Origin of the sequence: Nocardia sp. NPDC050408, from assembly GCF_044458905.1 — a bacterium.
In the GTDB taxonomy this organism is placed as follows: domain Bacteria; phylum Actinomycetota; class Actinomycetes; order Mycobacteriales; family Mycobacteriaceae; genus Nocardia.
Genome location: NZ_JBITIL010000018.1, coordinates 18,828 through 33,448 on the forward strand (window position 1 = coordinate 18,828; position 14,621 = coordinate 33,448).

10 protein-coding genes are annotated in these 14,621 nt (G+C 63.7%); 7 read left to right on the forward strand and 3 right to left on the reverse strand.

The genetic code is table 11. The features are described 5' to 3' along the window. Positions 1–51 precede the first annotated feature (51 nt). The 4 genes from mobF (at position 52) to ACIBJI_RS34165 (ending at position 8,832) form a co-directional block, all read left to right on the forward strand. Positions 52–5,985, forward strand: a complete 5,934-nt coding sequence (mobF, locus tag ACIBJI_RS34150) for a MobF family relaxase (RefSeq protein WP_397087369.1) — start codon at positions 52–54, stop codon at positions 5,983–5,985. A 201-nt stretch (positions 5,986–6,186) separates the two neighbouring features. Continuing rightward, positions 6,187–6,540: a hypothetical protein gene (locus ACIBJI_RS34155; RefSeq protein ID WP_397087371.1), complete on the forward strand. Its 354-nt coding sequence runs from the start codon at positions 6,187–6,189 to the stop codon at positions 6,538–6,540. Between the two features lie 27 nt (positions 6,541–6,567). Then, positions 6,568–8,136: an EAL domain-containing protein gene (locus ACIBJI_RS34160; protein ID WP_397087373.1), complete on the forward strand. Its 1,569-nt coding sequence runs from the start codon at positions 6,568–6,570 to the stop codon at positions 8,134–8,136. A gap of 273 nt (positions 8,137–8,409) precedes the next feature. Further along, positions 8,410–8,832 (forward strand): hypothetical protein, encoded by a 423-nt coding sequence (locus tag ACIBJI_RS34165; protein WP_397087375.1) that lies wholly within the window; start codon positions 8,410–8,412, stop codon positions 8,830–8,832. Positions 8,833–8,883: 51 nt separating this feature from the next. Here the strand turns inward: ACIBJI_RS34165 and ACIBJI_RS34170 are convergent, their stop codons facing one another. The 3 genes from ACIBJI_RS34170 to ACIBJI_RS34180 form a co-directional block, all read right to left on the reverse strand. Then, positions 8,884–9,522 (reverse strand): NUDIX domain-containing protein, encoded by a 639-nt coding sequence (locus ACIBJI_RS34170; protein WP_397087377.1) that lies wholly within the window; start codon positions 9,520–9,522, stop codon positions 8,884–8,886. A gap of 377 nt (positions 9,523–9,899) precedes the next feature. Then, complete coding sequence (locus ACIBJI_RS34175) at positions 9,900–10,781, reverse strand: phosphotransferase enzyme family protein (protein ID WP_397087379.1); 882 nt, start codon at positions 10,779–10,781, stop codon at positions 9,900–9,902. Continuing rightward, entirely contained in the window at positions 10,778–12,085 is a 1,308-nt protein-coding gene (locus tag ACIBJI_RS34180; protein ID WP_397087381.1) for an XRE family transcriptional regulator, read from the reverse strand. The genes ACIBJI_RS34175 and ACIBJI_RS34180 overlap by 4 nt, the downstream gene beginning before the upstream one ends. 184 nt (positions 12,086–12,269) lie before the next feature. Between ACIBJI_RS34180 and ACIBJI_RS34185 the strand changes: the two genes are divergently transcribed. Genes ACIBJI_RS34185 through ACIBJI_RS34195 form a run of 3 tightly spaced genes read left to right on the forward strand, consistent with a single transcriptional unit; the run spans position 12,270 to position 14,616 of the window. Then, on the forward strand, positions 12,270–12,395 hold the full coding sequence (locus ACIBJI_RS34185) for a hypothetical protein (RefSeq protein ID WP_397087383.1): 126 nt from the start codon (positions 12,270–12,272) through the stop codon (positions 12,393–12,395). Further along, positions 12,395–13,366: a Gfo/Idh/MocA family protein gene (locus ACIBJI_RS34190; RefSeq protein ID WP_397087385.1), complete on the forward strand. Its 972-nt coding sequence runs from the start codon at positions 12,395–12,397 to the stop codon at positions 13,364–13,366. Before ACIBJI_RS34185 ends, ACIBJI_RS34190 begins: the two co-directional genes overlap by 1 nt. Then, complete coding sequence (locus ACIBJI_RS34195; RefSeq protein WP_397087387.1) at positions 13,363–14,616, forward strand: DegT/DnrJ/EryC1/StrS family aminotransferase; 1,254 nt, start codon at positions 13,363–13,365, stop codon at positions 14,614–14,616. Before ACIBJI_RS34190 ends, ACIBJI_RS34195 begins: the two co-directional genes overlap by 4 nt. Positions 14,617–14,621 lie beyond the last annotated feature (5 nt).

A 14,621-nucleotide genomic window follows, 5' to 3' on the forward strand; every position in this document is an offset into this window, starting at 1 on the left:
AGGTGAATTGCGGGCCTGGCTTTTATCGCGGATGTGGTGCTTGCTGGAGGTATGACCGCGACACTGCATAAAGTCGTCGCAGGAAATGGCTATCAGTATTACCTGCGTAATGTGGCCGCGAATGATGATCCCGCTCGCGGCCGGTCCAGCCTGGCCGACTATTACTCGGTTCATGGGGAGTCGCCGGGGCATTGGCACGGTACGGGGTTGGCGGCGTTGGGGATCGGGCTCGGTGACGAGGTCACCGAGGATCAGATGAAGTCCCTGTTCGGGTTGGGTCGCCACCCGAACGCCGACGCCATCGAAGCGCGCGTGTTCGATGAGCAGATAGAGGCGGGTGCGAAAATCAAAGACGCCTCGCGCGCGGCCGATAAAGCGTCGAAGTTGGGGCATCCTTTCCGAGTCTATTCCGACGTCACCGAATACCGGAAACGGTGCGCGCAAGCCTACGAAGAACACAACACCGCGAACGGTTCAGACCTCGATGACAACATTCCCGATGACATTCGCGCACGAATCCGCACCGAAATCGCGACGGAAATGTTCACCGAACAGTACGACCGCGCACCCTTGGACGCACGTGAATTGTCGAGCTGGGTCGCACGGAACTCGCGCCCGAAAGCGACCGCTGTCGCGGGTTTCGACATCACCTTCAGCCCCGTCAAGTCCGTCTCCGCGCTCTGGGCGCTGGCACCGAGGGCGGTCTCCGAGAAGATCGAAGACGCCCACCACGCCGCGATCGAGGTGGCAGTGCGATGGCTGGAACAGCACGCGATCTTCACCAGGCTGGGGCGCAACGGTGTCCGCCAAGTCGATGTCGAGGGCCTGGTTGCGGCGATGTTCACGCATCGAGAAAGCCGTGCCGGTGACCCCGACCTGCACACGCACATGCTCATCGCCAACCGTGTCCGCACACTGGATGGGCAGTGGCGCACCCTCGACGGCGCGATGATCTACCAACACGTGGTCACCGTCTCCGAGATCTACAACACCAGCCTGGAGTTGTTCCTCGGGGACATGGTGGGTGTGGAGTTCACCGAACGGCCCGGCCTGGACCCGTCCAAACGCCCGATCCGCGAAATCGTCGGCATCCCAACCCAGTTGAACGAGTTGTGGTCTGCGCGTGATGCGGCGATCACCAAACATCTCGGACGGCTCACCGTGGAGTTCCAACGCCGCCTCGGGCGCGAACCGCTACCGGCGGAGATGTTCGATTTGATGGACCGCGCCACCCTGCAAACCCGTCCCGACAAACACCTCATGCGCTCACGAGCCCAGCAGCGCAGCGACTGGCGCGCCCAAGCTGTCACGGTGTTGGGTGGGCGGGAAGCGGTGGCGCGGATGGTTTCCGCCGCCCTGAATCCGGTGCGGCGGGCGCGTGCGGCAATCGATGAGACGTGGATCGCGCGCACCGCCGCGACGGTGGTCGAAACGGTGTCGGCGCAGCGTTCGACCTGGCAACACCACCACATCCGCAGCGAAACCGAACGCCAACTCCGCGGACACATCCGCCTCGGTGAGTGGGAACACGTCGCCGAAGCCGTCGTCGCCGAAGCGCTCTCACCAGGTGAGGTAGTCGCGCGTGGAGATCCCGATATCGCCGACGAGCCGCGACTACAAGCGGTGCCGGTGATGTTCGCCCGCCGTGACGGCACCAGCGTGCACACCCGCGCCGGTTCGCAGGTGTACACCTCGAAGCAGGTTTTGGGTGTCACGCAGCAGTTGATCGACCTCGCCGTCCAACCCGGGGGCCGCCAAATCCCTTCCGCCACCATCGAACAAGCCGTCAACGCATACAACGAAGCTCACCCGAAAAGGCAGCTCAACGCCGGGCAGATCGCGGCCGTACACGGGTTCGCGTCCTCCCCGCTGCGCGTGCACACCATCGACGCCCCCGCCGGGACCGGCAAAACCACCGCCATGCGCGTGCTCACCGACGCCTGGCACGCCAGCGGCGGCACCGTCCTCGGTCTAGCACCCACCGCGGCCGCGGCAGCGGAGTTGGGTACCTCGATCGGGGCGCGGGTGGAGACCGTCGACAAACTCCTCGACGTCCTGGGCCGCCACACACCGACACTAAAAAACCTTGCCCGCGACAGCAATCGACCACCACCATCGCTGCCGCAATGGGTGCTGCAAATCGACTCCGACACGTTGGTGATCGTCGACGAACACATCAAAATCGGGAACCTCAAACGCCTGCGCCTACTGCAATTCCTGGCCGGACGGGGCACGACGATCCGCTGCCTGGGTGACCCGAAACAGTTGCCCTCCATCGAGGCCGGTGGCGCCCACACCGACATGAACGACGCCACCAACAACGCCGCACTTACCCTCAGCCACGTTGTGCGCTTCGCCTCCCCTGGCGAAGCATCCGCCAGTTTGTTGTTGCGGGATGGTGATCCGGCCGCGCTCGGGTTCTACCTCGATCACCGACGCATCCACTCCGGCTCCGCCGCTACCACCCACGACGACACCTACACCGGGTGGATCGACGACCACCTGGGCGGTCGCGACAGCATCATGCTCGCGGCCATCCACGACATCGTCGGTGAGCTCAACCAGCGCGCCCGCGCGGATCGGATCGCTCGATCAAATGCACATGTCGGGCCGGAATGCGCACTCGCCGACGGGCTTCGCGCGTCGGTCGGTGACACGATCCTGACCCGACGCAACGATCGACGGCTGCGTGTGGGCGATCGGGATTGGGTTCGCAACGGATATCGGTGGATCATCGCCGGAGTCCACGACAACGGAAGTTTGACCGTCACCCACTTGCGTTCGGGTCGCGAACGCGGTCACACGGTGACACTTCCCGCGCAATACGTGTCCACGTTTGTGCGGCTCGGGTACGCGACAACGATCGATTCTGCACAAGGAGTGACCGCCGAAACGTGTCACGTCGCGCTCACCGGATACGAAACTCGCGCGCAGTTGTATGTCGCGATGACCCGCGGCGCGCACACAAACCACGCCTACGTGCCGACCACTTTGGACGGCAACGAGGCATCGTTCTACAGCGAGCCGGCGGTGTTTCCGCGCACCGCGGTCGAAGTCCTGTTACGCATTTTCGGGCGCGACGGCACACGGAAATCCGCGCACACCGAGCTGCGGGACGCACTGAATCCGTTCCGCCGCATCGGCCGCTCGGTCGACATCTACCTCGACGCGCTCGGTATCGCCGCCGAAAACGCCCTCGGTGCAGACGGACTCGCTGCACTCGACGCCGCGGCTGAAGCGCTGTGTGCCGGGCTCACCGACTGCCCCGCCTACCCGATATTGCGGCAGCATCTCGCGAGTATCTCGCTCACTGGAGCTGATCCGATCCCCGCATTGCACACTGCTGCGGCGGTTCGGGAACTCGATACCGCCGACGATGTTGCCGCCGTGTTGGATTGGCGCCTGGACCCTTCCGGTGCGCATTCGTGCGGCGTCGGGCCGCTGCCCTGGACGCGGGGGCTGCCGCGCGGCCTGGGCGAGGACACTGATTCCGGGCAGCTCGCGGCGCGAGCGCGGATCGTCGCCGACCTCGCCACCGCGATCCGCACCGAAGCCCGAGACTGGACCGCGGCCACAGCGCCGTTCTGGGCACGACCCCTGATCGGTAGCGACCCGCAACTGCTCGCCGACCTCGCGGTCTGGCGAGCCTCCCTGCACGTCGATGACCGCGACCTACGCCCCACCGGACCCGCCCGGCACACCGTGCTCGAACGCGAGCATCAAGAGCTACTGAACACTCGCGTAACCGAGACAGTGGGCGATATCGATCGGCCCGTCAACAAGTGGTTGCCCGCGGTGAAACAGCTCGACGAGCGCATCACCACCGACCCCTATTGGCCTACCCTCGCCGACAAAATCGACCTCGCCGACCGCGCCGGAATCGACATCAAAACCCGCCTCCGCGACGCCGCTGCTCTCCGACCCTTGCCCGACGAAATGCCCGCAGCCGCATTGTGGTCACGCCTGGAACTCGAACCCTCAGCGCTCGACAACTCCAACGGCGACCGCGATCTGCGCCCGCCATGGACCACCGAGTTGCACGACATCCTCGGCACCGACACCGCCGACCGGGTCATCAACGATCCGGCGTGGCCGCGCATCGTCGCAGCCATCGACCGCGCCACCGGCACCGACTGGACACCCCACGAACTCCTCACCACCGCACACGAACTCCTCCAAGCAGCCCAACCAGACCACACCCAAGCCCTACGCCCGGACCAACTGGCAAGCGCACTCGCCTGGCGCATCGACGCACTCCTGCAACACAACCCCACCGACAACGCACCTGACGGGGACACCGAACCTCAGGCGCATGTCGATGCCGGTTCCGACCGTCCGTCCAACACCACCACTGGGGACCGTCCGGAAACACGCAGGCACAGTGGTGATTTCGAGGCCCATAGCGCCTCAGTCGACATCGGCGAGATCGCAGAGTTGATGCAGACCGGCCAGATCCGTACCGCCGCTGCTGCGTTCCGCGAACTGACCGACAACGCCACCGCTGAGCAACGCGCAATCATCGAACGCGTCGCGGAAACCCTGTACAGCTATGCATTTCCCATTGCGCTCGCTCGGCTACGCCACGCCGCCGACCAATTCCCTGAGCATCGCGCACTCATCGAATCTTGCACTCCGAGCAGCGATCCGCACGTATACCAACCAGCCACCGTCCCCGCCGCACCCACATATCGCCGCAACCGGCGCCATGAAGCCGCCCGCGACAACCCCACCCGCACAGGAGCGCGCCGATCCGACACGATCCCGCAGCCGATCGACGAAGACGCCGCAAAAGCGGTCGAGGACTACCTCGATACCCGCGCCAACGTCGACGACAACCCCTTCGATCAGCCACTACCCGAAGGAGTTCCTCACCACTACGACCGCGACGTCATCCCCGAATCACAGCCCGATGGCTACGTCCTGGACTACGACTTAGCCGCCATTCCCGACAGCCACGGCCTCAGCTGCGTCTGCTGCGGACTCGAACGCGCCCGCATCGACACCACGCCGATCTCGTTGCGCCGCAGCGACGACGGACTCTGCAGCGACTGCCGCGACAACAACGAACCCGGCATCCCCGACCACGACCCCACCGACCACATCCGAGCCCGCTGCGACCACATCGCCGCCATCCACCCACCCGAGGCCGCCCGCGCAATACTGCGACGCGACTGGCGCGCCAGCGGACCCGTCGCCCGCGCGCGAATCGCGGCATGGGCCACAGCTCATCCCCTCCCCCAACCGGTCACCGCCCCCACGCTCGACGCACTCGGAATGCTCAGCGAAACCGAACTCCAACAGAACATCAACGACCTCTACCAGTGCATCGCACTCGCCGACACCGACGCAATCATCTACAACCCCCGACCGAACCATCCCGACCCCTACGACGAGGAACCAGTCCGCCATCAGCAACAAGCACGCCAAGCCATCAACAACGCCCACACCAGCATCCGCGAATTCGAAGACGCCGAACGCGCCGTCCGCGCCCTCGCCACCCAACTCAACAGCGCCAGAACCACACTCGCAAACACACCCGTCTACCGCCGTAGCCAACGCCGCGCCCTCAACACCCAGATCGCCAGCCTCGAAACCGAACGACAACGCCGCACCAACCTCAGGGATTCCGCACGCACCACCGCCCGCAACGCCCAACGTCGAGCGCTACAGATCGCTGGCCCCGCCGAGGAATGGGAACAAATCCTGACCGCCGACAGTCAACCTGCCTCCACATCCACCACCCCGCAGCCAGCCGAGATCGACCCGGCTGAACAAGCCCACGCCGCTCGCATCGCCGACTTCGAGCAACAACTCGAACAGTTGTTATCCGAACAACACCGACGCACCCAACTGAACCCCATCGAGGCCGACATCGAACAACAACTACGTCAACAACTCAGCGGGCCCGACGACGAAAGCTTCGACTACTTCGACGATCCCGTCGACATCAGCCAGGCACAGCACGAGCACGATTTCGGACTGTGAGTGAGCGCAGCACGAACCCGTGTGACGCTTTCACCGGGAATCGCCGAGCGACAGGCTCATAAACCCAACGTCATTTTCCGAACGGATGTTGCCAGGTTCGGAGTTCCGGTAAGTTCGAAATCGGCTCTGGGCCTGGGACTTCGATGATCACGGTATCGTCCACAGTGGCTCGGCGATCACGAGGGCGAAGCGGGGGCAGTCATGGACACGGAACTGACACTGTCGATCATCGGTGCCGATCCCGGTTGGCACATGGGGGAACTAGTCCGCTGGTTGCGTGCGGAGCCAGAACTGCGCGGAAAAATCACCGTCACCGACGCGGTTCCCAATCCCGGCGACATGGGTTCGCTGGTCGAGCTGGCCACCGTCGCGGTCGGCGGCGGCGGGGTGTTATCGGTGCTGGCTACATCTCTGAAGACCTGGTTCGCCCAGCCACGGCATTCCGACATCCACATCGAGGTTCGCAACCTCAGTGGGCGGTCGGTGATTGTCGATGCTGAGCGTGTGCCTGATGTGGCAGCTTTGCTGCAAGCGGTCCTGGACGCCGACGGGTGAGCTGAAGCGGCGCAAGGGAATGCCGAGATGCGGTTACCGGATCAACAGACCTCGCATGCGGTCCTTATCGGGATCGACTGCTATGAGCATCTGCCGGATCTTCCGGGTGTACATGCAGGCGCGGCCGAGCTGCGTGATGTGCTCAGCGATCCGGTACACGGATCGCTGCTTGCCGACCACTGCACCCTTCTTCCAGAAACCGCGTCGCCGTCGGCAATCGGCCACGCGGTCGCTGCGGCGGCGGCGCAGGCCCGCGATCTGCTGCTGATCTACTTCGCCGGGCATGGAGTGCTCGGTCCCCGGCGTGGCGAGCTGCATCTGGCGGTGGCAGACACGCATCCAGACCGCCCCGGAATCGGTGGCATTCCATTCGAAGCGTTCCGCGACCTCTACGTGGACAGCCCCGCAGCCGCCAAGGTCGTGATCCTGGACTGCTGCTATTCCGGACGCGCACTCGGCGTCAACCAGTCCGCAAACGGACAAGGCCTGCTGAACGAGATCGTCACCGAAGGCACGGCCATCCTGACATCCGCACCGCCCAACGGGATCTCGAAAAAGCTCGACGCCGAGACCTACCCCGCCTACACCAGTCGTCTCATCCGCCTGTTGAGTGAAGGCCTGCCCGGCGGCCATGAACTATTGACGCTGCCCGCCCTGCACCGGCAACTCTGCCATGAACTAATCGCGGTCGGCCTGCGTCAACCGCAGGCCGACCTCAACCCCCTGCTCGACCAACTCGGGTTGATTCGCAACCGATCCCGATCAGGCGGTCCCCCACTCGAGGTGCAACTGCGTCACGCCATCCGATCCGGGCAATTGGTGCTTCACTATCTGCCTGAAGTCGATCTGCGCACGGGAGCACTGGTGGCCGTCGAGGCCCTGGTGCGATGGAATCATCCCGACCGGGGACTGCTCTTGCCGTCGGCCTTTCTCCGTGCCGTCGAAAAGGCCGGTCTCGCACCCGAACTCGGCTGGTGGGTCATCCGCACCGCCTGCACCGAGTTCGTCGGGTGGCGGGCGCAGGGACTCGCGCAAGACATGACGCTGCGGATGAACATCTCGCCTCTACTGCTCGCGGAGCCGGAGTTCGTCGACACCCTCGATGCAGTTATCCGCCGCACCGGTATCGAAGCCGCATCGGTATCGATCGAACTCGCCGAAGACGCCGACACCGACTTCGAGTCAGCCGTCGCTGTCGTCCGCGGTCTGAAACGGCTCGGAATCAAAGTGGGCATCGGTGGATTCGGAACGTACAACGGCTCACTAGCGATGCTGCGACAGTTACCAGTCGACTACCTCGAGATACACCACTCGTTTGTGCTCCAACTGAAGGCCGACAATCAAGACGCGATGGTGGTGCGGGCCATCATCGGACTGGCCGCAAGCTTCGGACTAGTAGTCTCCGCCGCGGGAATCGAAACACCGGAAGCCGCCCGAATACTGGTCGAGCTGGGCTGTTTTCGCGGACAAGGTTTCCTCTTCTCGGCGCCGATACCCGGCGAAGACACTCGTGCGCTTATTGCACGCGGCGGATTCATCGGTAACTTGCCACAACCGATGGACTCTGGCCAGCACGCCGAACCGACCTCCCGATAATCGCCATTCGCGACGTAGCGCTGCGGTGCTGGGAGAGTCAGCGCACCCGTGAGCCTGATGATCACCAGTCGACCGCGGCGGATTACGCGGCGATCCTCGTTCGAACTCATCCTCGCTGATCACCCACTCCGCCAATTCTGGATCCCACAAACCGATCGGCGGATTCAGCGGCCAGTCGTCTGGTCGACAGGCTTTCCCCGCGGTGGCCGAGTGTGTTCTCGGATCGGATTGGAAGCTGAGTACCTTCCCACCAAACCTGTCAGAATCATCTGCGTGCCAAGGACTCCCACGATACTGCTCGCGGCAATCATGGCCACTTGGACATTGCCGATCGCTGCCGCACCGTCCGTCGCCGCATCGGGTAGCTACCAGGTGCCGGACCTCAGCTTCGCTGCGACCGGTCCGCACGAGGTAACTGCAACAATCCACAATCCGAACGAGTCAGGAATCTGCTGGGCAACGATCGGAATCGACGGATCAGTGCACGAATTCGCCGAACACAGCGGTGCCGGGTACGCACAAGCGGGGCAGACGATTCAGATCATGCGTGACAACCTGGCAGCGGGTCGGTATCTCGTTGGCGGTGGCTGCGGAGCAACCGAAACCGACCCATACCAGGTGGTTGCACCGACCCAGGAGGTGAAAGTGCTGGGTGATACTCCGCAACCGCCATCCGGTTCGTCTGGCCTCAGTTGATTCTTCTCGCCCCTGCGGAGGCCACCGCTTGTCCCCGGCCGCCACGGGCACCTAGACGCTTTCGGCTGCCCGCAGTTGAGCGAACCACGTCATGATCGACCGCTTATACCCGTCAGGCATGTTCAGCCCGCCGATCTCGTCATCCCGGAACAGCCCGACTTCCTTGTGCTCGTGGGAAAGTACGGGTTCGTCGTCGGTGTCGGGATAGCAGCCGTAGGTGACGATGAAGACGTGTCGTTCGGCTGCGTTGATGTAGTAGATCCAGGTGTCGAGGATCGGGCCGGTGTTGACCGGCCACTGTGTCTCCTCGGTGATCTCCCGTGCCACGCATTCCTCGGGGGTTTCTTCCGGTTCGATCCGACCGCCCGGCAGTTCCCACTCCTCGCGTTCGTTCTTGAGCAGTAGCACTTTGCCGTCACGGACGACGACGCCCTTGATCGAGATCGAATACAGATGCGGCACATACCCGGAGCCAGCCATAGCTTGGGACGCTAGCACCGGCGCCACCAGCAAGGCAGGACGCTGACGATGACGATCTGTCAGTGGTCCGACGCCCATACACCCGGTGATGCCGCTGATCATGACCGTTGCTTCTTCGAAGCTCCAGCCGAGCCGCATCAGGACCGCTACCGGCCATTCACCTGTACCGACCACAGCGATACCGGTATCGGTGAGTTCCCGACATGCCACACAGGCACCCTCACCCACCACCAGCGCAGGCCGAGGAGGCGGCGCGGAACCACCAGTACGCGACCGCTCGTTCCCGGCATGCGGTGACCTTGTGTGCTCCGGCAAGCGTGATGCGCCGGACAGCAATCCGGCGCGGGGATGTCGTAGGCACGGCAGAGCCGACTCAGCAGAACCGCGCCTCCGTGATCCACCCCTGTCTCACGCTCGGCGCCCGCACACAGCGACGCATAAGTGATCACGGCGGCGAACGCTCCGACGGTGTTGTCAGCCGCCGGGGTATCCGGTGCCGGAGCCAGTGGCTGATCCCGCCGGGTTGGCCGGATCGCATCAAATGTGCGGCCTCCCACTCGTTTCCGGCACCGACAAGCCCGCCTTACTTAGAGTGCCTTCCATTCCCACGGTTTCGGTAAGTGCCCACGCAAGCAAGCAATTCGATGTTTTGCTTGTTGCGCCGCAACCGCATTCGCTGCAGCGCGCTCGAGCGAGAACCCCACCCAACGTAGCTCTTGGATATCGGCGAAGAGTCTGAAGTCCGATGACCCTGTGATGTCCTGGCCGCCATAAGCGTTCACGAACGACAGGTAGTCAGTCTCGGGAATCCGTGCGAAGTCGGTGTAGTCGACAGCGAGTTGAATGAGATCCCATTCCGACCGGCCAACCGATACCTTGTCGAGATCCAGCACAGTCGCAACACCCGATTGCGGCACGAGCAGATTGCCTTGCCAGGCATCACCATGAATCACCGAGAGCCGTAGCGGACCGGGCAGCGTGTCATATTGCCGCCGTAGTTCGTCGTAGCGCGTCAGCAGCCACATTCGGTCATCGAGGTCTACCGTGCCCGCGGTCGCCAATCGTTCGCGAAGGTCACCGAACGGGTCGTATTTCGGCAAGTCGGGATCGGTCGGCGGTGTCAACGAGTGGAGTGCGCGGAGCATGGCGCCGAGCTCGGCAGGGGTGGCCGGCCGATGGTTCGGGATGAGATGCCACCAGGTGACGGGTCGGTCGTCGACAACGATAGGCTGAGGCAGTTCCGATACCGTCTCCACTGTCGGGATACCAGAACTGTTGAGCCACTGCGACACTCGCAACTCCCGCTCGGCAGCCTTCAGGCTGCCGGGCCTCCCGATCCGGGCCACGATGTCACCAACCCGGTAAATCGCGTGGGATCCTTCGCGGATCACCTCGTGCTCATTCAGGTCGAGGTCGGCTCGCTGAGCGGCCTTCGCCAGTATTTCCTCGGATGATGTTGCTGCCGTCATAACGCTGCTTTCGCTGCAGATCGGCGGGTGATGACTTCGCGCAGTTCCACGACGTCCTTCATTCGCCGGTGACGTGACGAAGCAGCAGCCAATCGCTGCAGTTCGTTGTGGATACGATGCGAGTCGAGCTGGCCGGCCTGCGTAGCCGCACGGATCCCAAGGACTACTGCTTCTTTCGGGTCGCCGATCTGCATCGTCAGGGTAGCCAAGCGCGTGAGCGAGAACGTCTGGGAGCGCGGGTATTCTGCAGCTTGAAGTTCGACAGCTCGCTGAATCCTGGGTGCTGCCAACTTGATTCGGTGTCGAGCTTGTGCGATCGGGATCAGGGCCTTGCCGGTGCTACCGAGGTGCTCCGCCTCGTCGTAGAAGCACAGCCACGGGGCGTCCGTGGCAGGGGTGCGCTGGGCAAAGTATTCGTCGGCGCGTGCCACCTCGGAGAGTGCTTCGTCGGGCCGTGCCGTAGCGGCCAAGTATTGGGCGCGTAGGGCGCTGAGCATGGCGCGGGTTGTGGCGGAGAGTCGGTCGGATCGCACTTGGGCCAGCTCGATGAGCGACAATCCGCCATCAGGATTGCCGATATAGGCCATCTTGCGTGCCATGTCGGCGAGCGTGCTGGCGCGCAGCTCCCACGATCCGGCTGCGTCGGCGCACCATAGTGCCAGCCGGAACCTGCGCTCAGCCGCCGTGTGATCGCCGATGTCGAAGGAGGCATATCCAGCGACGCTACCGAAGTTGCCGATCGCTTCGAGCATGGCCCGGCGAGTGCCCGGCGACGCCTTTGCATCGAGCAGGCGCACGAAGCGGCCAAGTTGTCTGCCCGCGACAAGGCTGATCGAGCCGCCGCCACGGAGGTTCTCCGCCGAAGCGATTGTGCGCGTGGCCGTTTGGATGTCGATGACTTCGGTTGTGCCGACACGGCGGATCGGCTTGTCGTCGGCGTTCGGGCCGAAATAGTGGGCAGGACCGGTGCCCGGATCGAAAGGGCTGAATAGGTTTATCGCGAGCAGCCCGTCCGGCTGTGTCGCCGCGTCGCGGCGCCGACGATTCGGTATGAAGCCCAGCTCACTGTCGGTGGCGTGCAGGATGGCGCGGAAGGCTTCCCGGTAGAGCTCGTTGGGCCAGCGGACAGTGCCGCGCTCGTAGCGGGCGATGGTGCGGGCATCGAGTTCGCGTCGCTGACCGTGCTGGCGCCAAATGTAGGCGTTGACGGCCTCGGCCAGCTCGGCGCGGCCAATTGCCTGACCAGAATTGACCGACGACGGTGTGGCCTCCCGTCGCTGCTGGAGTTGCACGTTCGGTTGCATGCGTCCCTTGCCGGTATTGGTCGGCTCAGTCTATCCAGCGGCACCGACACCGAGTCGGGCAGATTATCTGCCCCGTAACTTGCCCTCTTTCTGAAGCGCCGCGTGCGTGAGGCTTGAACAACGGCTCCGATCTGGCGGGGGCGTCGTGCACAACGTGATCAGTTGGGGGATCCAATGAGACCATGTGAATCGGTCCAAGGCGCTATCGGTGCGGCACCAGCGTCGCGCATCGTCCACCCGGACGTTGAATCCGGGTGGCGCACAGCGCGCCGTGTCGCTGACCGCAGCACAACACTGCGCGCCGCTGTAGTGGGCCTCGGACGTCAAGCAATCAACGATCACCTTCCAGCGCTCGTGGCGTCACATCACGTCGAGCTGGTCGCCGTCTGCGATGCGGACGCGAACATCGTGCATGAGCAGCAAACGTTGCATCAGGTGCCCGGCTTCACCGACTACCGCGAAATGTTTGAGGCTGAGGCCGTCGACCTCGTCGTGGTCTGTGTCCCGCACGATGTTGGCCGGGCGGTGATCGAGTGCGCGGCGGAGCATAAGGTCCACGTGCTCAAGGAGAAGCCTTTCGCCACCGACCTGGTCGAGGCCATCGAACTGGCGGAGTTGTGCGAACGATCCGGCATCAAGCTGATGGTCACGCTGCAACGGCGATTCAATCCGATCTATACGAGCTTCCCACAGCTCGCTGATCAGATCGGCACGCCGTTTCTGATCGACGCACGCTACACCGTGCATGTCGATGACCCGTCCGAGGGCTGGCGTGGGCAGACCGCCAAGGCGGGCGGCGGCTGCGTGATCGACATGGGCTACCACCTCATCGACCTGCTCCTGTGGTATTTCGGATTGCCCGACAGCATCGCTGCCGAACTGTCGGTCGGTGCGCGACCGGACCGGCGGTACGACGCCGAAGATACTGCGCTCATTCACTTTTCGTACGAAGGCGGCCTCTACGGCTCGTTGCTCCTCTCGCGGTTCATCGGACCGAAAACCGAAGAAATCCGGCTCGTCGGGTCTGACGGCGTCGTGCATCTGGAACGTGGCCGCATCCGCCGACTAACCAACAGCGGCGAGGTCATCGAGTCACTGCATCGTGAACAAGCCTGGCCCTCGGCCGCGGCCTGCCAGATCGACTACTTCCACCGCGTCATCAACGGCACCCGACCCAACCTCAGCGATCCAGCCGAAAACCTCGCTCACATGGCCTTTGTCGCCGCCTGCTACGAGGCTGCGCGCACCCACATCCCCCTCAATCCCAAGGAGCTCTTGTGACCTCACCACTCGCGCTGCTCGGCGGCGCGCCTGTCATATCCGGAGCAGCGCCGCACTTTTCATGGCCACCACTGACCGAAGCCACCAGCATCGCCGTCCTCGACCAGCTCGACGAGGGCATCTCGATCTATGACCGCTCGGGTGTCATCGCCCGACTGGAAGATGCGCTTCAGCGCTACTTCGGTGTCCGCCACGCCATCCTCACCAGCTCAGGCACAGCGGCGCTGTATTCGATGTACGCCGCCTGCGGCATCGGGCCGGGCGATGAAGTGATCGTGCCCGCATACACGTTCTTCGCCACCGCCACACCGCTCTTGCACCTGGCTGCGACCCCCGTCCTGGCCGATTGCGACGCCAGTGGCAACCTCGATCCGGCCGACGTGCCGAGACGCATCACCGACCGCACCAAAGCCATTGTGGTGACCCATATGTGGGGGATGCCCGCCCAAGTCCAACGTCTGCGCACACTGGCGGACGCCCACGGCTTGCTACTGCTTGAAGACGCTTCCCACGCTCACGGGGCGAGTATCGGTGAGAAGAAGCTCGGCACGTTCGGGCGAGCCGCCGCTTTCAGCATGAACGGGCCCAAACCGCTGTCAGCAGGCGAAGGCGGCCTCATCCTCACCGATGACGAGGAGGTGTATCACCGCGTCTTGCTGCATGGCCAGTACAACAAGCGGTGCCGAAACGAAATCCCAGCGCGTTCCGACCTCAGTCGCTACGCCGTGACGGGCATGGGACTCAAGCATCGCATCCACCCACTGGCCGCAGCCGTTGCGCTGGAACAGCTTTCACATCTGGATGACTACCTCGCAGGGCGGCAGCACATCGCCGAGCACATCCACGACGAACTCCAGCGAGAGCCGGGCCTGACCATTACCTGGCACGAACCACACACGCGACCAGCCTGGTACGGACTCACGATCCTCTACGACGGCGAATTCTTCGACGACGTGCCGGTCGAGCGTTTCCACGCCGCGTTGCAGGCCGAGGGCTGCTACGAATTCGACCGACCAGGATCGACCTGCCCGCTGAACCTGCTGCCGCTTTTCCAGGAGCCAGATCCGTTGTTTCCCGCCTTCACTGGCAAGCTGGCTTACGCCCCTGGTGACTACCCACGAGCCGAAGAGCTCCACCATGCCACTCTCAAACTCCCTGTTTGGCATCGAGACGAGGACCTGCCGCTCGTCGACCGCTACATCGAAGCGCTCTACAAAGTCATCACCCACCACGCCGATTTGAAAGGGTAGAACTC

Coding starts and splice junctions, on each gene's coding strand:
- mobF (WP_397087369.1), top strand. CDS start 52: ATGACCGCGACACTGCATAAAGTCGTCGCAGGAAATGGCTATCAGTAT.
- ACIBJI_RS34155 (WP_397087371.1), top strand. CDS start 6,187: ATGGACACGGAACTGACACTGTCGATCATCGGTGCCGATCCCGGTTGG.
- ACIBJI_RS34160 (WP_397087373.1), top strand. CDS start 6,568: ATGCGGTTACCGGATCAACAGACCTCGCATGCGGTCCTTATCGGGATC.
- ACIBJI_RS34175 (WP_397087379.1), bottom strand. CDS start 10,781: ATGACGGCAGCAACATCATCCGAGGAAATACTGGCGAAGGCCGCTCAG.
- ACIBJI_RS34180 (WP_397087381.1), bottom strand. CDS start 12,085: ATGCAACCGAACGTGCAACTCCAGCAGCGACGGGAGGCCACACCGTCG.